17 protein-coding genes are annotated in these 23197 nt (G+C 74.7%); 8 read left to right on the forward strand and 9 right to left on the reverse strand.

Going from position 1 to position 23197, the window contains the following annotated elements; translation table 11 throughout:
- Positions 1-36 precede the first annotated feature (36 nt).
- The 3 genes from H505_RS47350 (at position 37) to H505_RS0106760 (ending at position 7000) form a co-directional block, all read left to right on the forward strand.
- The gene (locus H505_RS47350) at positions 37-5121 is read left to right on the forward strand and encodes an SAV_2336 N-terminal domain-related protein (protein ID WP_026401380.1); all 5085 of its coding nucleotides are present in this window, start codon (positions 37-39) and stop codon (positions 5119-5121) included.
- 48 nt (positions 5122-5169) lie between these two features.
- Positions 5170-5745, forward strand: coding sequence for a TetR/AcrR family transcriptional regulator (locus H505_RS0106755; protein ID WP_026401381.1), 576 nt, complete (start codon positions 5170-5172; stop codon positions 5743-5745).
- A 73-nt stretch (positions 5746-5818) separates the two neighbouring features.
- Entirely contained in the window at positions 5819-7000 is a 1182-nt protein-coding gene (locus tag H505_RS0106760) for a Cmx/CmrA family chloramphenicol efflux MFS transporter (protein WP_026401382.1), read from the forward strand.
- 154 nt (positions 7001-7154) lie between these two features.
- Here H505_RS0106760 and H505_RS0106765 read toward each other — a convergent pair whose 3' ends face one another.
- The 3 genes from H505_RS0106765 to H505_RS0106775 form a co-directional block, all read right to left on the reverse strand.
- The gene (locus tag H505_RS0106765; RefSeq protein ID WP_034516872.1) at positions 7155-9221 is read right to left on the reverse strand and encodes a M6 family metalloprotease domain-containing protein; all 2067 of its coding nucleotides are present in this window, start codon (positions 9219-9221) and stop codon (positions 7155-7157) included.
- A 132-nt stretch (positions 9222-9353) separates the two neighbouring features.
- Positions 9354-9836, reverse strand: a complete 483-nt coding sequence (gene rraA / locus H505_RS0106770) for a ribonuclease E activity regulator RraA (protein WP_026401384.1) — start codon at positions 9834-9836, stop codon at positions 9354-9356.
- 10 nt (positions 9837-9846) lie between these two features.
- Positions 9847-10341, reverse strand: a complete 495-nt coding sequence (locus H505_RS0106775; protein ID WP_026401385.1) for an Lrp/AsnC family transcriptional regulator — start codon at positions 10339-10341, stop codon at positions 9847-9849.
- A 183-nt stretch (positions 10342-10524) separates the two neighbouring features.
- Here H505_RS0106775 and rocD point away from each other — a divergent pair, with 183 nt between their 5' ends.
- The 4 genes from rocD to H505_RS0106795 all read left to right on the forward strand — a co-directional run bounded on the left by rocD (position 10525) and on the right by H505_RS0106795 (position 15246).
- Entirely contained in the window at positions 10525-11718 is a 1194-nt protein-coding gene (gene rocD / locus H505_RS0106780; protein ID WP_026401386.1) for an ornithine--oxo-acid transaminase, read from the forward strand.
- Between the two features lie 161 nt (positions 11719-11879).
- Complete coding sequence (locus H505_RS40195) at positions 11880-12926, forward strand: LCP family protein (protein ID WP_157432927.1); 1047 nt, start codon at positions 11880-11882, stop codon at positions 12924-12926.
- 113 nt (positions 12927-13039) lie between these two features.
- Positions 13040-13627, forward strand: a complete 588-nt coding sequence (locus H505_RS0106790; RefSeq protein ID WP_026401387.1) for a PadR family transcriptional regulator — start codon at positions 13040-13042, stop codon at positions 13625-13627.
- Positions 13624-15246: a DHA2 family efflux MFS transporter permease subunit gene (locus H505_RS0106795; RefSeq protein ID WP_026401388.1), complete on the forward strand. Its 1623-nt coding sequence runs from the start codon at positions 13624-13626 to the stop codon at positions 15244-15246. The genes H505_RS0106790 and H505_RS0106795 overlap by 4 nt, the downstream gene beginning before the upstream one ends.
- Here the strand turns inward: H505_RS0106795 and H505_RS0106800 are convergent.
- The 4 genes from H505_RS0106800 to H505_RS0106815 form a co-directional block, all read right to left on the reverse strand.
- Positions 15228-15737: a flavin reductase family protein gene (locus H505_RS0106800; RefSeq protein ID WP_026401389.1), complete on the reverse strand. Its 510-nt coding sequence runs from the start codon at positions 15735-15737 to the stop codon at positions 15228-15230. The genes H505_RS0106795 and H505_RS0106800 overlap by 19 nt on opposite strands.
- A 12-nt stretch (positions 15738-15749) precedes the next feature.
- Positions 15750-16196, reverse strand: a complete 447-nt coding sequence (locus H505_RS47355; RefSeq protein ID WP_051300356.1) for a DUF6113 family protein — start codon at positions 16194-16196, stop codon at positions 15750-15752.
- A gap of 22 nt (positions 16197-16218) precedes the next feature.
- Positions 16219-17118, reverse strand: coding sequence for an N-acetyl-1-D-myo-inositol-2-amino-2-deoxy-alpha-D-glucopyranoside deacetylase (gene mshB / locus H505_RS0106810; protein ID WP_026401390.1), 900 nt, complete (start codon positions 17116-17118; stop codon positions 16219-16221).
- 209 nt (positions 17119-17327) lie between these two features.
- On the reverse strand, positions 17328-18851 hold the full coding sequence (locus H505_RS0106815) for a serine/threonine-protein kinase (RefSeq protein ID WP_026401391.1): 1524 nt from the start codon (positions 18849-18851) through the stop codon (positions 17328-17330).
- 177 nt (positions 18852-19028) lie between these two features.
- Between H505_RS0106815 and H505_RS0106820 the strand changes: the two genes are divergently transcribed.
- Entirely contained in the window at positions 19029-21110 is a 2082-nt protein-coding gene (locus tag H505_RS0106820) for a S9 family peptidase (RefSeq protein ID WP_026401392.1), read from the forward strand.
- A 5-nt stretch (positions 21111-21115) separates the two neighbouring features.
- Here H505_RS0106820 and H505_RS0106825 read toward each other — a convergent pair whose 3' ends face one another.
- Both H505_RS0106825 and H505_RS47360 read right to left on the reverse strand, forming a co-directional pair.
- On the reverse strand, positions 21116-22813 hold the full coding sequence (locus H505_RS0106825) for an ABC transporter transmembrane domain-containing protein (RefSeq protein WP_026401393.1): 1698 nt from the start codon (positions 22811-22813) through the stop codon (positions 21116-21118).
- A 16-nt stretch (positions 22814-22829) separates the two neighbouring features.
- Positions 22830-23197 (reverse strand): pentapeptide repeat-containing protein (locus tag H505_RS47360; RefSeq protein WP_169528798.1); only part of this gene is annotated, 368 nt, incomplete at its 5' end.

Consider the following 23197-nt stretch of genomic DNA (forward strand, 5'->3'; position numbering starts at 1 on the left):
CCCGCCGCCGGACGCGCGGGAGCTGAGCGAGCTGCTGTGGCTCGCCTGCCGGATCGGCGGGGACGATCCGCCGCGCCGGAGCGGGCGCCCGTCGGTCCGGTCGAGGCGGCCGCGTGCCCGCCGCGCGTCCGGCCGGACGTCCGGGAGGGCACCGCCGGGCCGCCGCGACCCGCCCCGGACGTCCCGCTCCACCCGCTGCCCGCCGCTCCCCCGCCCGCCCGGACGGACGCGGGCGCCGAAGAGGTCCTCGTCCCGACGGCGCCCATGCTGGCGGACCCGCGCGGCCTGCAGCGCGCGCTGCGTCCGCTGAAGCGCCGCGTCCCGTCCCCGCGCCGCCGCGAACTCGACGAGGACGCGACCGCCGCGCGCATCGCCGACTCCGGGCTGTGGGCGCCCGTCCTCGTGCCCGCCCCCGAGCGGTGGCTGACGCTCGACCTCGTCGTCGACACCGGGCCGACGATGCGGCTGTGGCGGCCCCTCGCCCGCGAACTCGCCGAAACCCTCGTGCGGCAGGGCGCGTTCCGGAACGTGCACGTCTCGTACCTGCGCGGCGGCCGGGTGTCGGGCGGGCCGGGCGCCCCGCCGCGGGCGCCGGGCACGCTCCTGCACCCGTCCGGACGCCACGCGGTGCTCGTCCTCAGCGACTGCTCGGGCCCGCACTGGTGGGACGGGCGCGCGGCGCGCGCCGTCCGGCGCTGGGCGCGGACCGGGCCGACCGCGATCCTGCAGCCGCTCCCGGAGCGCATGTGGCGGCGGACGGCCGCGCCGACGACGCCCGGCACCGCGCACCCGCCGCGTCCGGGCGCGCCGAACACCGACCTCCGGTTCGTCCCGTACGACGGGGACGCGGCCGGCGTGCCCGTGCCGGTGCTGGAGGTCGCGCCGCGCTGGTTCGCGGCGTGGGCCGACCTGGTGGCGGGGGCGGGGCCGCGGCCGGTCGCCGCCGCGCTGCCGCAGCCGTCCCGCCCGTCCGGTCCGGCGCCCGTCGAGCGGGAGCGCGACCTGCCGGTGGACGAACGCGTCCGCCGGTTCCTCGCGACGGCGTCCCCGACCGCCGCGGAGCTCGCCGCGCACGTCGCGGTGTCGGTGCCGTCCCTGCCGGTCATGCGGCTGATCCAGCACCGGGTCCTGGGCGGCGCCGGGCCGGGGCAGCTCGCCGAGGTGCTGCTGAGCGGGCTGCTGCGGCCCGTCGACGACCTGCACTACGCGTTCGTCCCGGGGGCGCGGGAGGCGCTTCTCGACACCCTGCCGCGTCCCGAGGCGCAGCACACGCGGCACGTCCTGGAGGCGGTGTCGGCGGAGATCGAGCGCCGCGTGGGGACGGGCGCCGAGGTGTTCCGCGCGCTCGTCCCGTCGTCCGGGGGCCGGGTGCGGCTCGTCGCCGACACCGGGCACTTCGCGGTCGTGTCGCCGCGGACCCGCGCGAGCCTTCCACCCGCCCCGTCCGTCCCGCCCGTCCCGCCCGTCCCGTCCGTCGGGCGGGCGCCGCTGGACTACTCCGAGCTGCTCGGGGCGCCGCCGGAGGACCTGATCGGCGGGGAGCGGCCCGACCTCTGGGACCCCGTCCCCTTCGGCGAGCAGGACGGCGGCCCGCTCATCGGCCTGGACCTGCTGGCCGAACGCGGCGGGCACCACCTCGCGATCATCGGCCCGCGGACGCTCCGCGACCGCTGGCTCCGCACGCTCGTCGTCAGCCTCGTCCTCCACCACCCGCCGAGCAAGGTCGAGTTCGCGTTCGTGGATTTCTCGGGCGGCGCGTCCTTCACGGGTCTCGGCGCACTGCCGCACGTGGCGGCGGCGGTCCACGCCACGTCCCTGGACTCCGCACTCCTCGACGGGTTCGAATCGGTCCTCGACGCCGAACTGGCCCGCCGCGAGGACATCCTCCGCGAAGCCGGAGCACGGACCTGGCTCGACTACCGGGCCGACATCGTGCTGGGTTCGTCCCGCCCCCGGCTGCCCGCCCTCGTCGTCGTCCTCGACGACACCGACCCCCTGTTCGAGCACCGGCCCGCGCTGCGCGACTTCCTCGCGAACCGGATCGACCGCGCCCTCGCCGCCGGCGTCCGCCTCGTCCTCTGCGCCTCGGCCCGGCCCGCCCTGGGGTCGCTCGACGACATGGCCGTCCTCGCCCCGGCCACGGGCGAGGAGGACGACGGGTACGCGACCCTCTACAGGCCGAGCGTCGGCCTCTCGGTCCGGATCCGCCCGGGAGTCGTCTCGCCGGACGCGCTGGCACCGCTCGTGGAGGCGCTGGCCGCCGCGGACCCGCCCGCCCGCCCACTGCCGTGGCCGTCCGCCGGCGGCACCGGCGACGACGGGGCGGCGAGCGAGGAGCACGCGCCGCCGGAAGGCGAGCAGCCGGGACCGGCCGAATGGCTCCGCGATGCATTCGCCGCGCGTCTCCACGACATCGGGCGAACGCTCGACCTGCTGGCCGAGGCCGAGTCGGACGCCCGCCGCATGCGGGCGCGAGTGGCGACCGGGATCGCGGCGCCGCTGCCGCCGCCGCTGCCGGAGCGGGCGTCCGCGCTCGCGCGCCGCCTGGCGCACCTCGACCGCGACATCCGGACGGACGGCGACTGGACGGACCGGGCCCGACACGTCGACGCCCTCAAGCGGGAAGCCGCCGCGGCGCTGCAGGACGCGCGGAAGACGATCGAGGCCGTCCGGGCGTTGAGCGCGCGGTACGACGAACTGCGGGGCCGGTTGCGCGACGCCCGCGATGCGGCCGTTCGGCAGGGCCTCTCCGAGAACGAGGGAACGGCCGAGCTGTATTCGAGGGCGCACGACCTGGTGGAGACCGCCCCGTGCGACCTGGAGTCGGCCGACGCGGCGGTGTCGGCCTACGAGCAGGCCGTGTCGTCGGGTCAGCGGACGGCACCTGCCGGTTCGGGCTCCCAACCCGACGACACGCGCACCACCGAGGGCGCAGCGGCGGTGCGCGACTTCCTCTGGGCGAACCTCCGCGAGGACGTGGACGGGCCGATCGTCGGCTTCGACGAGGACGGCCGCGCCGTCTCGCCCTACCCGTTCGGCCTCGGACGGAAGGTGGGGCACGGTTTGATCGTGGGCGACTCCGCGACCCGGCGGCGGGTGCTCCGCGCGTTCACGCTCGGGATCGCGACGGCACGCGCGCCCGAGGACGTCTCGCTCATCCTGGGCGGCCTGGGCGAGCACCCGCTGGGCGCGCCTCTCGACTTCCCGCACGTGCTGTACGCGGGTGCGGAACTGCTCGGGCGCCCGGACGAGCTCCAAGGGTTCCTGGAACTCCTGTCGGATCAGCTGGTACCCGGCGCCGCCGGTGACGGCGACGGCGGCCCATCCGTGTTCGTCGTCGTCGACACGTCGGTGACGCTGCCGTCCGGCCGTCCCGAGGTCGGGGAGGCGCTCCTCCGGCTCGCCCAGCGGGGCCGGAGCCAGGGTGTGGCCCTGGTGCTCGCTTCCGAGACGGTGGAGAGCGGCGGCATATGGGACCGGCTCATGCCGCTGCTGGAGTGGCGCATAGCGACCGGTCCCCTTCCGCCCGCCGTGCTGCTCCAGGTCCTCGGCCGCGGCGGTTCGACGTTCCGCGACGACGGGGACGCGTACCTGCTGCCCGCCCACGGTCCCCTTCGCCGGTTCACCATGGCCCCGGAGCCCGACCCGGAGGAGCTGGAGGCGTTTCTGTACCGGATGCGCCTCCAACCGCCCACGCTGGAGGAGACCTCGCCGGAGGAGACCTCGCCCCCCGTCAGACCGGCGCCGGCTCCCCCGCCTCCGCCGGGCCAGTACACGATCCTGGCGTGCGACGTCCAGGCGTTCGCCGGGCGCACCACGGTGCGGCGGCAGGACGCGTGGGCGATGACGCGGGAAGTCCTGCAGCAGGGGCTGGACGCGAGCCTGGAGGCGACCGGGGTGCGGCTCGACGACTGCTACTGGGAGGACCGCGGCGACGGAGTCCTGGTGCTGCTGCCCCCGGGCGGCGGCACGGACGCGCTGCTGTCGTCGGTAGTGGACACGCTGGCCGCCGCGCTGTGGCACCACAACGAGGCCGCGGCGGACGGCGCCCGCGTCCGGTTGCGGGTCGCGGTGCACGCCGGGGAAGTCCGCCACGACGGGCTCGGGGTCGTGGGCTTCGCCCTGAACCACGCGTTCCGGCTGCTGGACGCGCGGGCGACCCGGGACAGGCTCGACGGGCCCGGGACCCTGCTGGCCGTGATCGTGTCGCAGCGCGTCTACGAGGACGTCGTGCGGCACGGCCCGGAGTCGGTCGCGCCGGACGAGTACCTGCGGGTCGACGTCCCGATGCGCGAGACCGACGAGAGGGCGTGGATCCGGACCCTCGGGCAGGAGGACGTTCTCGGCATGCGCGCCGGACGGGCGCGGCCGCCGGCGCTCATCGGCGCCGCCCTCGCGGCGCCCCCGCCCGGCGTGGGGCTCCCGGCGGTGGCTCTGCCCGCGCGGGTGGGGGTCGGCGAGCTGCCCGCGCCCGCGGACGGGCGCGTGCCGATCGGGGTGCGGAACGCGGACCTCGACCCCGTCCTCCTGGACTTCGACGCGGATCCGCATCTGCTGCTCGTGGGGACGCCCAGCGCGGGGCGCAGCAACCTGATGCGGCTGATCGCGGACGGGCTCGGGGCACCTGGCACCGGCCGGGAGCGGGCCGTGTTCGTCGTCGACCCACGCGGTCTGCTGGAGGAGCTGGCGACCGGGTCCGGGCTGGGCGCGACCGTCGGCCCCGGGGTCCGGTACTCGGATTCGGCCGACGATCTCGCCGGCGTCCTGGCCGAGGCCGCCGCGGCCGGGGCCGCGGGGAAGGAGACCTTCCTGCTGGCCATGGACCCGGACGGCGCGGGGCACGCCGCGACCCTCCGCTCCGCGCTCGATGAGGCGCCGGCCGGGCCGCACCTCGTGCTCGGGCTGGCGGACCGCCGGTCCGGCGGGGCGATGCGGCCCGTCGTCTCCCGGCTGTACGCCCTGGACGCGCCCGCGATCCTGCTGGGGCACTGCAGTGGGGCGGTCGCGGAGCTGTACGGCGCCGTGTCCCCTTTCGACGGCGCGCCTCCCGGCCGCGGGGTGCTGGTGCGCCGCCGCGAGCGGACCAGGATCCAGGTGGCGGACGTGGCGCCGCGGCGGTAGCGGAACCGTTTTGGATCGTCCTGTCCATAACGTGCTACGCTCCCCCGCATGCCACGACCGCGGATGTTCGACGAGGGCCGGGCCGTCGAGGCGGCCATGCGGGCGTTCTGGACGAGCGGGTACGACGGGACGTCGACCCAGGAGCTGTGCGAGGCGACGGGGCTCGGGCGCAGCAGCATCTACAACACGTTCGCGAGCAAGCACGAGCTGTTCGAGAAGGCGCTCGCCCGGTACATGGAGCTCAAGACGGGCGGGCTGGTCGAGGTGCTGGAGGACACCGGACGGCCGGTGCGGGAGCGGCTGCGCACGGTGCTGGAGGGCGCCGCCGAGACCGACGGCGCGGAACCGGCCGGCTGCCTGGTCGTGAACTCGATGGTCGAGCTCGCGCCCAGGGACGCGGGGATCGCGGCGGCGATCGCCCGGGACAAGCGGCGGCGGCTGGACGCGCTGGAGGCGGCGATCGCGACGGGCATGGCCGCGGGCGAGATCGACGCCGGCAAGGACGCGGCGGTGCTCGCGGAGTTCGTCGCGGCGACGGTCGGGGGGATCCGCGTGGCGGCGCGGGGCGGCGCCGACCGGGCGACCCTGCGGGCCGTCGCGGCGACGGCGCTGGACGCGATCTGAGGACGGGCGGCCGGAGCGGCCGCCTTTTTCACGGCACAGTTTTGGACTGATCTATTCAGAATGGAGGGCGGTCATGCGACCGGCCGTGTACGTGCTGGGCGGGGCGATCTTCGCGCAGGGGACGTCGGAGTTGATGCTCGCGGGGCTGCTGCCCGCGATGGCGGACGACCTGGGGGTGTCGGTCCCGGACGCGGGGCTGCTGATCTCGGCGTTCGCGGTCGGGATGCTGGTGGGGGCGCCGGTGCTGGCCGTCCTGACGATGCGGTGGCCGCACCGGCGGGCGCTGCTGGCGTTCCTCGCCCTGTTCGCGCTCGCGCACGTGGTGGGGGCGCTGACGCCCGGGTACTGGGTGCTGCTCGGGACGCGGGTGGTGGGCGCGTTCGTCTACGCGGGGTTCTGGGCGGTGGCGGCGGCGACGGCCCTGGAGCTGGTGCCGGAGAGCGCGCGGGGCCGGGCGATGAGCGTCGTCGCGGGCGGGCTGACGGTCGCGACGATCGTGGGGCTCCCGGCCGGCACGGTCGTGGGGCAGCAGCTCGGGTGGCGCGCGGCGTTCTGGGCGGTCGCGCTGATGTCGGTGGTCGCGATGGCGGGGATCGCCGCGACGGTCCCGGGCGGGCGCGCGGCGGGCGCGGCGCCGCGGGTGCGCGACCAGGTGCGCGCCCTGGGCGTCCCGCGGCTGTGGCTCGCGTTCGCGACGACGTCGCTGGCGACGGGCGGGCTGCTGGTGACGTTCGGCTACCTGGGCGCGATGCTGGCGGACGCGACCGGGATCGCGGAGGCGTGGGTGCCCGGCGTGCTCGCGCTGTACGGGGCCGGCGCGATGATCGGGATCACGGTCGGGGGCCGGACGGCGGACGCGCGGACGGTGCCGACGCTGTACGCGGGGTTCGCCGGGCTGGTCGCGGTGTCGGCGGCGCTGGCGCTGGTGCTGGAGTCGCCGGTCCCCACCGTCGCGCTGGTGTTCCTGCTGGGCTTCTTCGGGTTCGCGACGAACCCGGCGCTGAACACGCGGGCGTTCGGGATGGTGGACGGTGCGGCGACGCTCGTCGCGGCCGGGAACGTCGTCGCGTTCAACGTCGGGATCATGGTGGGCCCGTGGCTGGGCGGGCTCGCGATCGGCGACGGCGGCGGGTACGCGTCCGCGGCGTGGATCGGCGCCGGGCTGGGAGTCCTGGCGCTGGGGGCGGTCGCACTGGGGCAGGCGCGCCGGGGCGCCGGCGTCGCCGAGCCGGAGCGGGCGCCCGCCCGCGTCTGATCAGTGGCACGGTGAACCACCAGAAGCCGTTCGTCCGGGCGGGGGCAACTTCCGGTGCTGCCGGCATGACCCGGGCACCGGTCCGGACGCGGGCGGGCCCGGGGCGCCGCGCAGGGGGTCGCGGCGCCCCGGGCCCGCCGGGGGAGGGAACGCGTCAGCGGAGGCGGCACGTCCCGGAGTCGGACCGGCCGGGGTCGCTCTCGGACGTGCCGGTGAGCTCGAGCTCGGCCCTGCTCTCGGCGCCGGGGCCGGGCTTGGCCCACACCTCGACCCACGTGCTCTGCCGGTCGCGGGCGGTGGCGAGCTCGTTCGGCAGGCGCACCTGCCAGCCGCCGCCCTCGACCTCGGCCGCCAGGCGGAACACGTCGGAGCCGTGGACGCCGGTGCCGGCCTTGCCCTGGTTGCGGACCTCCATCGTGCACTTCAGCCAGCCGCCGGCCTCGCGGCTCGGCTTCGCGGAGTCGACCTTGACGCCGCGCCGCCGCGGGGCCTCGCCGTCGAGGGAGCGGATCCCGACCGTGTACGACAGGACGCCGTTCGCGTCGCGTTCGAGGTCGAGGACGTAGAAGTGCAGGCGGTTCGCCTCGTCGACGTACTCGAACTCGCTGCCGGAGTCGGTGCCCGCGTGGAAGAGGGCGTCCGAGAGCTGCCGGTAGTCGCCGATCGACATCATCTTCTTCGTCCCGTCAGGAAGGACGAAGTCGACCTTGTCGATGTCCTGCGGGTTCGCGTCCTTCACCCAGATGAACGGGGAGTCGTCCTCGTCCTTGGTCTTGGCGAGCAGGACGCCGGAGTCGGGGGTGAACGAGTCCATGCCCATGCGGTCGACGACCTCGACGGTGTAGTTGTCGTAGCCGCCCTCGTCGCACATCGGGTCGGCGGCGGCGTCGCACTCGGGCGTCTTGTCGCCGCCCGCGCCGAACCTGAGGTTGATCCCGGCGAGGGTGTTCTCGCCCGGCTCGGCGGCACGTGCGGTGATCTTCGCGACGACCATGCCGCGCGCGGCGAGCGTCCCGCGGTCGATCTGCAGCACCTTGGACGGGTCCACGATGCCCAGCTTGAGCTTGTTGCGCAGCATGTGCTGGGCGCCCATGGACGCGCCGGTCGCCGGGATCGTCCAGCGGGCGTGCGGGCCGCCCGGCCCGTTGAAGCTGCCGCGGCTCAGCATGTCCCACGGGCCGCTGAACGCGCGCCGCGGCGGGTCGCCGTACGGGTTGTTGTAGTTGTCGCCGATGCCCAGGATGTGGCTGAACTCGTGCGCGAACACGCCCATGCCGGAGCTCTCGGCCTGCGTGGAGCTGCCCCGGGTGGCGTTCGGCCAGATCGTCGAGCCCGCCTGCCAGGACGTCCAGGGGACGTAGCGGGTGTCGACCCAGTTCGGCAGTTTCGGGTCGCCCGAGCCCCACACGTCCGGCACCTGCTCCTTCGTGCCGAACTTCATTTCGCCGAACTCCTGCCAGGTGGACGACTCGTCCTGGCCGGCGCTCAGGAAGAACACGAAGTCGAACTTCGCGGCCGTCTCCTCGCCGACGTCGGCGACCCACGCGGCGCGCGCGTCCGTCCGCAGGTCCCGGTTGCAGGTGTCGCCCTCGGGGCAGCCGTTGCCCTTCTGCATCCGGGCGTCGATGCCGTACTCGTGGTCCTTCGCGGGCATCCGGTAGGCGCCGAACGCGGTGAGGTCGACCCCGTACCGGCCGCCGGAGTCCTCCATCCAGTACTCGTGGAGGGTGTGGCCGTGGTTGAGGTCCTGCGGCTTGTTGAGGAAGTCCTCGTAGAACCGGGCGACGTCCTCGCGCGGAACGTCCCCGACCAGGTTCGGGTTGCTGAAGACGGACGAGTTCTTCGGCTGCGTCACGACGAACGGCTGGTTCGGGTAGTCGACGAGGACGACCGCGCCCTTGAAGTTCTCGATCGACCCCTCGCGGGACGGGTCGGCCCACGACGTCCCGGGGACGGGCGTGTAGTCGTCCCAGGTCATCGTGTCGGGGAGCTCGTAGTTCTGCGGGTCGACGGGCCGCGGGCCGTCGGCCGCGGCGAACGTCCGCGGGGACGGCTCGGGACGCTGCCACGGCTGCGTCTGCGGCCAGTGCCGCGTCTTCCAGGGTTCCGCGGCGGGATCGGGCCCGGCGGGGCCCGGCTCCGCGGCGGCCGGGGCGGCCGCGAGGCCCGCGAGCAGCATCGCCGCCGCCGCGGGCACCACGAGAGCGTTCTTGGCGCGCATCTCACTCCTGTCGCACGGATGGGTACTGCGACGGTAGATACGCGCGGCGGGCGTGTCCTATGGAGGACTTACACGATCTTGTTCGGCCCGTTCTGGCAGGTCGCGCCAGTGATCACGCCGCCCGGGCGGGGCTCAGGCGAGGACGTCGCGCGCCGCGACGACGATGCCGTCCTCGTCGCTGTAGAGCCAGTCGCCGGGGCGGAACTCCACGCCGCCGAACTCCACCGGGACGTCCACGTCCCCGGCGGCGTCCTTGGCGCTCTTGCGCGGGTTCGAGCCGAGCGCCTTCGCGCCGAGGTCGAGCCCGCGCAGCGCCGCGACGTCCCGCACCGCGCCGTTGATCACCACGCCGGCCCAGCCGTTGCGCACGGCGGCGGCCGCGATCAGGTCGCCCATCAGCGCGGACGCGAGCGAGCCGCCGCCGTCCACGACGAGCACCCGGCCGTCGCCGGGGGTGTTCAGCAGCCTCTTGACCAGGCCGTTGTCGCGGTGGCAGCGGACGGTCGAGACGGGCCCGGCGAACCGCGCGCGGCCCCCGTACTGGCGGAACTGCGTCTCGCAGCTGCGCAGCTCGTCCCCGAAGTCGTCGATGAGGTCGGCGGTGGCGAACTCCATGACCGGCAGCCTACTGCCCGGTAACCGAGGGGGTCCCGGCAGGGTCGGGACGCCCGGACGGCGCGTCGAACGGGTGCCCGATCAGCCGCGACAGGACGATCGACGTCTTCGTCGCGGTGATGTTGTCCTCGCGGCGGAGCCGTTCGAGCGCCTGCTCCAGGTGCTGGATGTCGCGGGCCCGCACGTGGACGAGCGCGCTCGCGTCCCCGCTGATCGTGTAGGCCGCGACGACCTCGGGATGGCCGCGGACGCTCGAGTGGATCTCCTCCGGGGACGTCGCGCCGGTGCAGAAGATCTCGATGAACGCCTCGGTCGTCCAGCCGACGGCGGCCGGGTCGACGACGGCTGCGAAGCCGGTGATGACGCCGTCCGCGCGGAGCCGGTCGACGCGCCGCTTCACCGCCGGGGCGGACAGCCCGACCCGGTCGCCGATCTGCGCGTAGGACGCGCGGCCGTCCTCCAGGAGGTGCGCAACGATTCGTCGGTCGAGTTCGTCAAGACGCAACAAACAACACCCCCCAAGTCGGTTTTCGTCACTGGTCGGCGGTCATTCCCGAACATACGCTGTGGAACGGACCGTCGGCCACCCGTCCCGTCCGGTCCTCCCCCTCGGCACCGGGCCCGTCCCGCCCGGTGTTCAGCGTTGCCCCCGGCCCGACCGGCCGGGGCCGAGCCGCGAAGGAGCGTCGTGACGCCGACCGAGAAGCTGCGGGCGCTGTCGGAGGAGCACAGCGCGCACAACTACCATCCGCTGCCGATCGTCATCTCCGACGCCGAGGGCGCCTGGGTGACCGACGTGGAGGGCCGCCGCTACCTGGACATGCTGGCCGCCTACTCGGCCGTCAACTTCGGGCACCGCAACCCGCGGCTCACCGAGGCCGTGCGGCGGCAGCTCGACCGGGTCACGCTGGTCAGCCGGGCGTTCGACCACGACCGGTTCGGGCCGTTCGTCACCGAGCTCGCCGAGCTGTGCGGCAAGGACATGGTCCTGCCGATGAACAGCGGCGCCGAGGCCGTCGAGACCGCGCTGAAGACCGCCCGCAAGTGGGGGTACGAGGTCAAGGGCGTCCCGGCGGACAAGGCGAACATCATCACGTTCGAGGGCAACTTCCACGGCCGGACGACCACGATCATCAGCTTCTCGACCGACCCGGACGCCCGCGACTCCTACGGCCCCTACACGCCCGGCTTCCGCACCGTCCCCTACGGCGACGTCGAGGCCCTCAGGGCCGCGATGGACGCGGAGACCGTCGGCGTGCTGGTCGAGCCGATCCAGGGCGAGGCCGGCGTGAACGTGCCGCCGAGCGGCTTCCTGCGCGCCGTGCGGGAGCTGTGCACGGCGCAGGGCGCGCTGATGATCGCCGACGAGATCCAGTCGGGCCTCGGCCGCACCGGCACCACGTTCGCGGTCGAGCACGAGGACGTCGTCCCGGACGTCTACATCCTCGGCAAGGCGCTCGGCGGCGGCATCATGCCGGTGTCGGCGGTCGTCGCGGACGCGGACGTCCTGGGCGTGTTCAAGCCCGGCCAGCACGGCTCGACGTTCGGCGGCAACCCGCTCGCGTGCGCCATCGGCCGCGAGGTCGTCGCGATGCTGCGGACGGGCGAGTTCCAGGAACGCTCCAGGACGCTCGGCGCCCACATGCACGAGCGGCTCGGCCGGCTGCCCGGCGACATCGTCCGCGAGGTGCGCGGCCGCGGCCTGTGGGCGGGCGTCGAGCTGCACGGGAAGGCCCGGCCGGTCAGCGAGCGGCTGATGGGGCTCGGCGTCCTCGCCAAGGAGACCCACGACACCACGCTGCGCCTCGCGCCGCCGCTGGTCATCGAGCGCGCCGACCTGGACTGGGCCCTGGACCAGCTCGAGATCGCCCTCAAGGGCTGACCGGCCCGCACCCCCGAACGGGGCCGCCGCCGGTCAACGGCGCCCGGCGGCGGCCCATGCCTTTCCTCGATGCCCATCGAAAACCCCGGGATCGGCAAAGAGTCGGTGTCCGCCCGCCTGCCGTGTCGGCGCGCGCGCGGCGCACACCGCAAGGTGGCTCCATGCAGCCCATGCCGCCCCAGCAGGACGACCCCGCGCCGGGAGCCCCCAGGACGGACGGCGGCGACGCCGCGTCCGCGAACCCCCGCGACCGGCGCCGCCGCCGCATCCTCCTCGGCTGCGGCGGCGCGGCGCTCGTCCTGCTGCTGGCCGTCGCCGGCGGCGCGTACGCGCTGCAGCACTCCTACAACGGGCAGGTCGAGCGGGTCGAGGGCGCGCTGCCGACGGCCGGCGACCGCCCGGCCGCCACCGGGCGCGGCGAGAACTGGATGCTGATCGGCTCCGACCGGCGGGACGACATCCCGTCGATGGGCGCCCGCGCGGACGCCCTCATGATCGTCCACCTGGCGGAGAGCGGCGACCGGGTGTCGGTGGTGGCGATCCCGCGCGACAGCTGGGTGCCGATCCCCGGGCACGGCACCGACAAGATCAACGCGGCGTTCGCCTACGGCGGGCCGCGGCTGCTGATCCGGACCGTGGAGAAGCTCACCGGCATCCGCATCGACCACTACGCGGCCCTGGACTTCGGCGGCTTCGTGGAGATGACCGACGCGCTCGGCGGCGTCACCGTCACGATCACCGAGGACACCTACGACCCCAAGCACCAGCGGGCGTGGGAGGCGGGCACCCAGCACCTCGACGGGCTCGAGGCCCTCGACTTCGTCCGGCAGCGGGTCAACCTGCCGAACGGCGACCTGGACCGGATCAAGCGCCAGCAGGCGTTCCTGGAGGCGCTGGCGGGCAAGGCGCTCGACACCCGGAACCCCATCCGGATCGACCGGTTCATCCGGGCGGTGACGGGCGCGGTGACCGTGGACGAGACGGTGTCGGCGACGACGCTCCGCAAGCTCGCGACGCGGCTCCTGGACGTCGGCACGCTGGAGTACGTGACCACGCCGGTCGACCGCCCGGCGGCCCGGGGGCGGCAGAGCGTGATCCTCCTCGACCACGGCCGGGCGGCGGAGCTGTTCGCGGCCGTCCGCGAGGACCGCATCGGGGAGTACGTCGCCCGCATCGGCGGCTCGAACGCGGTCGACGCCGTCCGCTGAGGACGGCGCCCGACAGCCGGACATGTCGGACATCTTGAAAATTCGCCCCGGCGGTGCTCCGCGTTCTATTAGTCTGAGCGGACTAATCTGAACGAACCATTAAGGCACCGACCATGTCGAAACCGCTCACACCGCCGGCGCTGACCGTGCTGCGGATGCTGTGCGACGGGCCCATGCACCCGTACGAGATGCAGCAGCGCATCCGCACCTGCCACTACGACGAAGCCGTCAAGATCACGCCCGGCTCGCTCTACCACACCGTCGACCGGCTCGCCGCCGCCGGACTCATCGAACCGCTCGAGACGTCCCGGGAGGGGCGCCGCCCCGAACGCACCGTCTACGCCGTAACCAGCGCCGGACGGGACGCCGCCCGCAACCGGCTCGCCGACCTGTTCGCGCGCCCCGCGCAGGAGTTCCCCGCGCTCGGCACCGCGCTGGCGTTCGCGAACCTGCTCCCCCCGGCCGAGGTCGCGCGGCTGCTGCGCGCCCGGACCGTGGCGCTGGAGGCGCTGCTGGCCGCGAACCAGACCGCGTACGACGCACTCCGCAAGAACGGCATCGAGCGCTACAAGCTGCTCGACCACGAACTGACGAGCACGCGGCTGCGGGGCGAGCTCGACCATGTCCTCGCTCTCGCCGACGACCTGGAGTCCGGCCGGATGACCTGGACCGACTCCGACGCGACGAGGGGGACCGAATGAGCAGGTGGCGCGGCAATCCCTGGGCGATCCTGCTCACCCTGTCCCTCGGCTTCTTCATGACGCTGCTCGACCTGACGATCGTCAACATCGCGATCCCCAGCATGCTCGACAAGCTGGACGCGTCGCTGGACCAGGTGCTGTGGGTCGTCAACGCCTACATCCTGGTGCTGGCGGTCCTGCTGATCACCGCGGGGCGGCTCGGCGACCTGTGGGGCAAGAAGAACCTGTTCATCGCGGGCGTCGTGGTGTTCACGCTGGCCAGCCTCGTGTGCGGCCTCGCGCAGGACCCGGCGCAGCTCATCGCCGCCCGCGCCGTCCAGGGTCTCGGCGCCGCGCTGCTGATGCCGCAGACGATGTCGATCATCATCAACGTGTTCCCGCCGGAGCGGCGCGGCGCCGCGCTCGGCGTCTGGGGCGCGGTCGCCGGCGTCTCCACCATCGCCGGGCCGACCGTCGGCGGAGTGCTGGTCACCAGCCTCGACTGGCGGTGGATCTTCTTCGTGAACCTGCCGATCGGGATCCTCGTGCTGGCGCTCGCGATCCCGATCCTGCCGCCGCACGCCCCGGGCGTCCGGCACCGGTTCGACGTCCCGGGCGTGCTGCTCGCGTCCGCCGCGCTGTTCTGCCTCGTGTTCGCGCTCACCGAGGGCGAGAAGTTCGGGTGGGACGCCCGGATCTGGGGGCTCCTCGCCGCCGGGGCCGTCCTGTTCGCCGTCTTCGTCCTGCACCAGCGGGGACGGCAGGACCGCGAGCCGCTCGTGCCGTTCTCGCTGTTCCGCGACCGCAACTTCACGATCCTGAACCTCGTGGGCGCGGCCGTGTCCGTCGGCATGGTCGGGATGTTCCTGCCGATGACGATCTATATGCAGTCCGTGCTGGAGTTCAGCGCGCTCAAGGCGGGGCTCGTGATGGCGCCGTCGTCGGTCGTGTCGATGCTCCTCGCCCCGCTCGCGGGCCGCCTGTCCGACCGCATCGGCGGCAAGTTCATCCTCATGGCGGGCCTCACCCTCTACGCGCTCGGCATGATCTGGCTGGTCGCCGTCGCGGGCGTCGGCACGGACTGGACGGCGTTCATCGCGCCGCTCGTCGTCACCGGGCTCGGCGTCGGCGGCGTGTTCGCGCCCATGGCGACCGAGGCGACCCGCAACGTGCCGCCGCAGCTGGCGGGCGCCGCGTCCGGCGTCAACAACACGATCCGGCAGATGGGCTCGGTGCTCGGCGGCGCCGCCGTCGGCGCCGTCCTGCAGAACCGGCTCGCCGCCTCCCTCCAGGACGAGGCCGCGCAGCGGGCCGCCGCCCTGCCGCCGGACGCCCGCGCCGGGTTCGTCGACGGGTTCGCGAACGCCGCCGAGGGCGGGCTCGAGGTCGGCGCCGGGCAGACCGGCGCGCCCCAGGCGCCCGCCGGCCTCCCGCCGCAGGTCGCCGACCGCGTCCAGGACCTCGCCGGGCAGGTGTTCGGGCACGGGTTCGTCGACGCGCTGCTCCCCACGATGGCCGTGCCGATCGCGGTCGTCCTGCTGGGCGCCGCCGCGTGCCTCGGCGTGAAGGGGCACCGCCGCGGCGCCGCGCCCGCCGCGCCGCCCGCGACCGTCCCGGCCGGTCAGTCCAGGGTGCGGTAGGCGCCCTCGTAGAAGATCAGCGGGCGCCCGTCCGGATCCGGGACGTCCAGGCCGACGACCTCGCCGACCACGATGGAGTGATCCCCTCCGTCGTGGACGGCGTGGGTCCGGCACTCGACCGCCGCCACGGCCCGCGACAGCACCGGCACGCCGGTCGCCGACCCGCGCGTGTGCGCCCAGCCCAGCAGCTGCCCGTCCAGGTCCCGGCCCCGCGTCGCGAACCACTGCGACGCGTCCCGCATGTCCTCGGGGAGCACCGACACCGCCCACCGGCCCGCGTCCAGCACCATGCCGTGGAACCGCGCGCGCTTCTCCGCGCAGAACATCACCAGCAGCGGCTCCAGCGACACCGACGTGAACGCGTTCACGGTCATCGCGTGATCGACGCCGTCCGCGGACACCGTCGTCACGATCGCCACACCGGTCGCGAACCGGCCCACCACGCTTCGGAACAGCGCCGGATCGACGCCTCCGCCCGTTTCGTCGCCCACAGCGTCAGCACCCTACCCGCGGGTACCGCCGGCGCCCCTCAGCAGCCACTGCCCGGACCGCCCGGACGCCGGGACGCGCATCACCCCGAGCACCGCCGCCAGCAGGCCCCCGATGATGTACACGTAGCCCGCGACCGTCGCCGGCACCACCAGGTCGCCCTCCGGGCGCTGCAGCGACATCACGAACACCACGACCAGCCACAGGAACGCGGGGATCACCGCGCCCGTCCGGCCGCCCATCCCCCAGCCCGCGAACCGCACCAGCGCGAACAGCACCGCGACGAGGACGATCGACGCGACCGGGACCCCGCTCACCGTCCAGTCCTGCACGAACGCGCCGACGAGGCCGTACACCGCGCCGAGCGCGGCGAGCATCACGTACGCCAGGCCCGTCACGACCGCCTCGGCCGGCGACTCGATCTCCGTCTCGGACCGGCTCCCGGTCTCGTCCTCCACCACGGGCGCCAGCGTATCCAGCCGGTCAGCCCGCCGCGTCCGCGAGCCCGGCGAACAGGTCCTGCTCGCGGCGGCCCGGCCCGAGCGGCCCCGGCTCGCCCGCCTGCAGGATGAAGTACTCGGTGCCGAACGCCTGCTGCCCCAGGTTGTTCGACAGCGCGAAGAACGGCCCCACCTGCTCGGGCGCCACCACGATCTGCGTCCGGTGCGCCCGCAGCGCCGCGAGCTTCGCCGGCAGGTGCGCCCGCGCGTCCACGACCGTGGTGACCTGGTCGTCCGGGACGCCCGACCCGAGCTCGTCGAGGCCCGCCACGCGCGCGAACGGCAGCCGCGCCTCCCGCATCACCGCGATCGCCCGCGCCAGCACCGTGCGCGGCGTCGCGTACGCGTAGAACTTCGCGGCCCGCCACGGTTCGGCGCCGTCCTCGTGCGCCGGGTCGGCCGCGAGCTCGAACGCCCGCCACGCCACCCGGTGCGCCTGGATGTGGTCCGGGTGCCCGTAGTTGCCGCGCTCGTCGTAGGTGACGACCACGTGCGGCCGGACCTCCCGGACGACCTTCGCCAGTTCGGCGCCCGCCTCGTCCACGTCCGCGCGCCAGAAGCTCCGCGGGTGGTCGTTCGCCGCCGTGCCCATCATCCCCGAGTCGCGCCAGCGCCCCGGGCCGCCCAGGTACCGGTGGTCGCGCACCCCGAGCGCCGCGCACGCCTCCGCGAGCTCCCCGATCCGGTACTCGCCGAGGCGGTCCTCCTTGTCGGGCGCCAGATGGCGCAGGTCCTCCGGGATCACCTCGCCCTCCTCACCGAGCGTGCAGGTGACGAGACAGACGTGGGCGCCCTCGGCGGCGTATTTGGCCATGGTCGCCCCGGTCCCGATGGACTCGTCGTCCGGATGGGCATGGACGAACAGGATCCGCGGCTCCTTCATGGGTAATGAGCCTACTCAGCCCGCGCCGCAGCGGCGATGACCGCCCTCCGTTGGACCCGGAATACAACGGTCCGCCACCGGCCGGAGCGCCGTCCCGGGCCCCGCGGAACGCCGGAACCCCGCCCGGCGCGTGCCGGACGGGGTTCCCGTGTTCGCTCGACGTCGCCGCTCAGCGCAGCGGTCCTACGGCTCCGGAGTCACCCGCGAGGTCAAGGCGCGGGCGTCGTGGGCTCGGTGGTGCCGCCGCCGCCACCGCCGCCCGTGCCGCCACCGCCGGTGCCGCCACCGCCGCCGCCGGTTCCACCGCCGCCGGTACCGCCACCGCCGGTGCCGCCGTCATCGTCGTCGTCGCCGCCGGAGCCGTCGTCACCGCCACCGCCGCCGGTACCGCCGCCTCCGCCGGTGCCGCCGCCCGTGCCGCCGGTGGGCTGCGGGGGCTCGGAGGTCTGCGGGGCCTGGGTCGTCTGCGGCGCCTGGGTCGTCTGCGGCGCCTCGGTGGTCGGCCGCTCGCTGAAGGTGGGCTCCTCCTCCGTCGGCTCCTCGCTGGTCGGCGTCTCGGACGTCGACTGGGACGTCTCCACCGTCGGGAGGTTCGACTCGCCGTCGCCGCCGCGGTTCGCCATGAAGACGCCCACGATCACGGCGAGCATCGCGATGACGGCGACGCCCGCGATGATCGGCGCCTTGGAGCGGCGCTCGGGCTCGAAGTCGTCGTAATCGTCGTAGCGCGGGGCGCCGCGGTGCGCGCCGGTGTAGCCGCGCGCGGGCGGGAGGTCGCCGTCGTAGTCGGCGGGCGAGACGCGCTGGGTGCCCATCGCGCCCATGCCCGCGGCGCCCATGCCGGCGGCGAGGGTGGAGCCCTCGGCGAGCATCGACGTGGCCTGCGTCGGGTCGTCCATGCGGGTCTGGCCCGGCGCCATCGGGGCGTTCGGGTTCGCGCCGCCGATGAGGGCCATCATCAGCTGCTGGGCCGTCGGACGCTGGGTGGGCTCCTTGGCGAGGCACGCGGAGATCATCGGGTGCAGGTCCTGCGGGACGCCCTCGAGCGACGGCGGCTCGTTCATGACCCGGTTGATGACCGCGACGACCGTGTCGTCGCCGAACGGGGGGCGCCCGGTGGCGGCGAACACCATCGTGGTCGCCCACGCCCAGACGTCCACGGCCTCGGTGAGGGTCGCGCCCGCGACCTGCTCGGGGGCCATGTAGGACGGGGTGCCGATCGCCTTCGTGGCGTTCGTCTGGCCGGTGTCGAGGGCCCGCGCGATGCCGAAGTCGATCACGCGGGGGCCGTCCGGCGCCATGATGACGTTGTGCGGCTTGAAGTCGCGGTGGACGATCCCGGCCTGGTGGATCGCGGTGAGCGCGGTCAGCGTGCCGATCGCGAGCCGTTCGAGCGCGGCGCCGGTGATGGGGCCGCTGTCGGTCACCTGCTTGTACAGGGACGGGCCGGGCACGTACTCGCTCGCGATGTACGGCTGGTCGCCCGCGACGTCGGCCTCGAGCACCTGCGCGGTGCAGAAGCGCGCGACCTGCTTGGCGGCCTGGGCCTCGCGGACGAACCGGTTCCGGGCCGACGCGTCGCCGGCCAGGTCGGCGCGCAGCAGCTTGATCGCGGCCTGGCTTCCGGAGGCGTCGACGCCGAGGTAGACGACCCCCTGGCCGCCCTCGCCGAGGCGCTGGACCACCTCGTACGAGCCCAGCCGCCGGGGATCACCCGGCTGCAGCTCCGACATTGACTCTCCTCACCGCCCGCGACGACAACAAGTGCTTGGGGAAGCTTTGAGCTTACGCGAGCGCGGACCCGGGCAGGGGTCGTTAACCGCCCACGAGGCGACGACCCGTGATCATAGGGGTGCGCGGGGCCCGCGCGCCGTACTTCTCCAACGATCGGGCTGGCAGACTCGATTCCCATGAGCATCAGCTATCCGCGGCAGAGCGCCCGCACCCGACGGTTCTCCCTCGGCGTCCCGCGCGCCTTCCAGATCGCGCCGGACGAGTCGCGCGTGGTCTTCCTGCGCACCCGCGCGGGCGACGATCCCGTCACCTGCCTGTGGACGCTGGACGCGGCGACGGGCGAGGAGCGGCTCGTCGCCGACCCCGCCGCGCTGGACGTGCCCGGGGAGGAGGACCTGCCCGCGGAGGAGCGGGCCCGCCGCGAACGGGCCCGTGAGCAGGCCGGGGGCATCGTCGGGTACGCCGTCGACCGGGACGTGCGGCAGGCGGTGTTCACGCTCGGCGGGCAGCTGTACGTCGCCGACCTGCTCGGCGGCGAGGTGCGGGAGCTGCCCGCGGCGACCCCGGTGTTCGACCCGCGGCCGGACCCGGCCGGGCGGCGCGTCGCGTACGTGTCGGGCCGCACCCTGCGGGTGATCGAGATGGACGGGAGCGACGACCGCGCGCTCGTCCAGCCGGAGTCCGAGCAGGTGTCGTACGGGCTCGCGGAGTTCGTCGCGGCCGAGGAGATGGGCCGGATGCGCGGCCACTGGTGGTCGCCGGACGGCCAGACGCTGCTCGCGGCGCGGGTGGACGAGACGCCGGTGCAGCGGTGGCACATCGCCGACCCCGCGAACCCGGACGCGGCGCCCGCGGAGATCGCCTACCCGGCCGCCGGGACGCCGAACGCGCTGGTGTCGCTGGTGCTGCTGAAGGTGGACGGCGGGCGGCTCGCCGTCGCGTGGGACCGCGGGGAGTTCCCCTACGTCGTCGACGCGCTGTGGGACCGGCACGGCCTGCTGATCGTGGTGCAGCCGCGCGACCAGCGGTCCCAGCGGGTGCTGCGGGTCGACCCGTCCAACGGGGAGACGTCGCTGCTGCACAACGAGCACGACCCGGTGTGGACGGAGATCGTGCCGGGGCTGCCCGCGCGGACCGGCGCCGGGGAGCTCGTCTGGGCCACCGAGGACCGGGCGACCGACACGCGGCGGCTCACAATCGGCGGGGAGCCGGTGACGCCGGGCGGGCTCCAGGTGCGGTCGATCCTCGGGGTGGAGGGCGACTCGATCCTGTTCACCGCGTCGGAGGAGCCCACGGAGGTCCACCTCTACTCCCTCGACGGCGGCGATGTGACGAAAATCACAGATGGCCAGGGCGTTTTCGGGGGCGTCCGGTCCGGTGCGGTGACCGTCGTGACGGGCGCGCGGCTGGACCGGCCGGGCTCGGAGGTCGAGGTCCGCGGGCCCGCCGGGACGCACCCGGTCGCGTCGTTCGCCGAGACGCCCGTGATCACCCCGCGCGTCGAGCTGATCCGCGCCGGGGACCGGCAGATCCGGACGGCGGTGGTGCTGCCGACCGGGTGGGAGCCCGGCCACGGCCGGCTGCCCGTCCTCATGGACCCCTACGGCGGCCCGCACGCGCAGCGCGTCCTGGCCGTCCGGCGGGCGTACTGCGAGGCGCAGTGGCTCGCCGACCAGGGCTTCGCCGTCGTCGTCGCGGACGGCCGCGGGACGCCCGGGCGCGGGCCCGCGTGGGAGCGCGCGGTCCGCGGCGACTTCGTCGAGCCCGTCCTGGAGGACCAGATCGCCGCGCTGATCGAGGCGGCGCGGCTGCACCCGGCCGCGTTCGACCTCGACCGGGTCGGCGTCCGCGGCTGGTCGTTCGGCGGGTGGCTCGCCGGCCTGGCCGTCCTCAAGCGCCCGGACGTCTTCCACGCGGGCATCGCGGGCGCGCCCGTCACCGACTGGAAGCTGTACGACACCCACTACACCGAGCGCTACCTGGGCCACCCCGAAGAGGAGCCGGAGAACTACGCGGCGAACTCCCTCGTCGAGATGGCCGGGAAGCTGGAGCGCCCGCTGATGATCATCCACGGGCTCGCGGACGACAACGTGGTCGCGGCGCACACGCTGCGGCTGTCGTCGGCGCTCCTCGCGGCGGGACGCCCGCACACCGTGCTCCCCCTGTCGGGCGTCACGCACATGACGCCGCAGGAGGTCGTCGCGGAGAACCTCCTGCACCTCCAGGTCGACTGGCTCAAGAAGGCCCTGGCGAGGTAAAGCGGTCAGGAGCTGCGCCAGGACGCCCACAGGGCGGCGTAAGACCCGTTCTGCGCGAGCAGCTCGTCATGGGTTCCGAGCTCGCTGATGCGCCCGTCCTCCACCACCGCGACACGGTCGGCGTCGTGCGCGGTGTGGAGGCGGTGCGCGATCGCCACGACCGTCCGCCCGTCCAGGGCCGCCGCCAGCGACCGCTCCAGGCGGCGGGCCGCGCGCGGGTCCAGCAGCGACGTCGCCTCGTCCAGGACGAGCGTGTGCGGGTCCGCGAGGACGAGCCGGGCCAGCGCGAGCTGCTGCGCCTGCGCCGGGGACGGCGCCGCGTCGCCCGAACCGACCTCGGCGTCCAGGTCCGGGCCGTCCCACTCGACGGCCGCCAGCACGCGCCGCAGGTCGTCGTCGGACGCGTCCGGGCGGGCCATCGCGAGGTTGTCGCGGAGCGTCCCGCGGAACACGTGCTGCTCCTGCGTCACCAGCGCGACGTGCCCGCGCAGGTCGTCCAGCGCCAGCCCCACCAGCGGGACGCCGCCCACCGCGACCTCCCCGGTGCGGGGGCCGTCGATCCCGGCCAGCAGCCGGCCCAGCGTCGACTTCCCGGCGCCGCTCGGCCCGACCACCGCCAGCCGCTCCCCCGGCCGCAGGTCCAGGTCCACGTCGTGCAGGACGTCCCGCCCGCCCCGGTACGCGTACCGGACGCCGCGGGCCGTGATGCGCTCGCCGCCCGGCTCGCGGCCGTCCGGCGCCCGGTCCGGCGGGACGTCGCCCACGCCCAGCACCCGCGCCAGCGACGCGCCGCCGAGCTGCAGCTCGTCCAGCCACATCAGCAGCGTCTCCACCGGCCCGCTCAGCTGCTGCACGTACAGCGCCGCCGCCGTGACCTGCGCCAGCGTCGCGTGCCCCTCGATGTAGAGCAGGCCGCCGCCGAGCAGGGTCGCCGCGACCGGCAGCACGAACCCGAGGTGGATCACCGGGAACAGCACCGTCCGCAGCCGCAGCGTGTACCGCTCGACCTCGAACGCCGCGGCGATGTCGGCGTCCCCCCGCGCGCGCCGCCGCTCCGCCAGCCCCAGCGCCTCGACCGTCCGCGCCCCGTGCACGGTCTCGGCGAGCCCGTCGGTGATCCGCGCGTACGCCTCGTTCTCCCGCAGGTAGCCCGCGTGGGCGCGCGGCAGGTACCAGCGGGTCACCCCCCACAGGATCGGCACCGACACCAGGCACGGCAGCGCGACCAGCGGACCGTTCAGCAGCAGCGCGCCCACCGTCAGCGCCGTGATGACGACGGCGATCAGCGTCTCGGGCATCGCGAACCGGACGGACGTCGCGAGCGTGTCGACGTCGCGCGACGCGCGGGTCACCAGGTCGCCGGTGCCCGCGCGCTCCACCGTCGACAGCGGCAGCCGCAGCACCCGCCCGACGAACTCCTCGCGGAGCCGCGCCAGCACCCGCTCCCCGAGCTTCGCCGACTGCAGGTGCGCGTACCGGAGCAGCACCCCCTGGACGATCACGAACGCGGCGATCGCGATCCCCGCGGTGTCGACGTCCGCGCGCCCGTCCGCGACGTCCTCGACCAGGCCGCCCAGCAGGCGCGGCGCGACGAGCCCCGCGGCCGCCGCGAGCGCGTGCAGCGCCAGCGCGCCCGCGAGCGCCCGCGGATGCCGCAGCACCAGCCGCCGCGCGTACGCCCGCACCTGCGCGGGCGACGCCACGGCAGGATCTCCGCGCTCACGACCGCACCCCTTCTCCCGCGACCTCGTCCGCGACCCCATCGGGGACCGGCCGCCCCTTCACCCGACCTGTTCGACCCGCCCCGTCCCCCCGGTCCGCCCGGTCCGCCCTGTCCGCCCGGGCCGCGCCGTCCAGCTCTTCCACCCCACCCACGAGATCAGCCCGCTCCTGGTCGGCCCGGCCGAGATCGGCCCGGTCAAGATCGGCCCGGCCGAGATCGGCCCGCTCGACATCGGCCCGCTCGACATCGGCCCGCTCGACATCGGCCCGCTCGACATCGGCCCGCTCGACATCGGCCCGGTCAAGGTCGGCCCGGTCAGGGTCGGCCCGCTCCAGGTCGGCCCGGCCGAGATCGGCCCGCTCAA

The sequence above is a fragment of the Actinomadura rifamycini DSM 43936 genome (assembly GCF_000425065.1).
Lineage (GTDB): Bacteria > Actinomycetota > Actinomycetes > Streptosporangiales > Streptosporangiaceae > Spirillospora > Spirillospora rifamycini.

Bases quoted from the DNA above. Each gene is read 5' to 3' on its own strand.
- H505_RS0106755 (WP_026401381.1), top strand. From the start codon at position 5,170: ATGCCACGACCGCGGATGTTCGACGAGGGCCGGGCCGTCGAGGCGGCC.
- H505_RS0106760 (WP_026401382.1), top strand. From the start codon at position 5,819: ATGCGACCGGCCGTGTACGTGCTGGGCGGGGCGATCTTCGCGCAGGGG.
- H505_RS0106795 (WP_026401388.1), top strand. From the start codon at position 13,624: ATGAGCAGGTGGCGCGGCAATCCCTGGGCGATCCTGCTCACCCTGTCC.
- H505_RS40195 (WP_157432927.1), top strand. From the start codon at position 11,880: ATGCAGCCCATGCCGCCCCAGCAGGACGACCCCGCGCCGGGAGCCCCC.
- H505_RS0106820 (WP_026401392.1), top strand. From the start codon at position 19,029: ATGAGCATCAGCTATCCGCGGCAGAGCGCCCGCACCCGACGGTTCTCC.
- H505_RS0106815 (WP_026401391.1), bottom strand. From the start codon at position 18,851: ATGTCGGAGCTGCAGCCGGGTGATCCCCGGCGGCTGGGCTCGTACGAG.
- rraA (WP_026401384.1), bottom strand. From the start codon at position 9,836: ATGGAGTTCGCCACCGCCGACCTCATCGACGACTTCGGGGACGAGCTG.
- H505_RS0106765 (WP_034516872.1), bottom strand. From the start codon at position 9,221: ATGCGCGCCAAGAACGCTCTCGTGGTGCCCGCGGCGGCGGCGATGCTG.
- mshB (WP_026401390.1), bottom strand. From the start codon at position 17,118: ATGAAGGAGCCGCGGATCCTGTTCGTCCATGCCCATCCGGACGACGAG.
- H505_RS0106790 (WP_026401387.1), top strand. From the start codon at position 13,040: ATGTCGAAACCGCTCACACCGCCGGCGCTGACCGTGCTGCGGATGCTG.